The following is a 462-nucleotide window of genomic DNA, read 5'->3' on the forward strand; positions in this document are numbered from 1 at the left end:
TTCTCCCCGGTCAGCCACCTGAACTCGGTGAAAAATAGCCCGGAACTGCGTGAAGCCTACGAACAAACCCTGCCACTGCTGTCGGAATACAGCACCTGGGTAGGGCAACATGAAGGGCTGTATAAAGCGTATCGCGACCTGCGCGATGGCGATCATTACGCCACGCTGAACACGGCGCAGAAGAAAGCGGTTGATAACGCACTGCGCGACGTTGAACTCTCTGGCATCGGTCTGCCGAAAGAGAAACAGCAGCGTTACGGCGAAATTGCGACCCGTCTTTCGGAACTGGGCAACCAGTACAGCAACAACGTCCTCGATGCGACAATGGGCTGGACCAAACTCGTTACCGACGAAGCGGAGCTGGCGGGGATGCCAGAAAGCGCGCTGGCTGCGGCAAAAGCCCAGGCCGAAGCGAAAGAGCTGGAAGGTTATTTGCTGACGCTGGATATCCCAAGCTACTTG

Annotated in this window: 1 protein-coding gene; it reads left to right on the plus strand. The window is 56.7% G+C overall.

Annotated features, from left to right (window positions below; genetic code table 11):
• Positions 1-18: 18 nt before the first annotated feature.
• Positions 19-462 (plus strand): hypothetical protein (locus tag K0039_RS25245; protein WP_228106875.1); only part of this gene is annotated, 444 nt, incomplete at its 3' end.

The sequence above is a fragment of the Terrisporobacter mayombei genome (genome assembly GCF_020748465.1).
Taxonomy (GTDB): domain Bacteria; phylum Bacillota; class Clostridia; order Peptostreptococcales; family Peptostreptococcaceae; genus Terrisporobacter; species Terrisporobacter mayombei.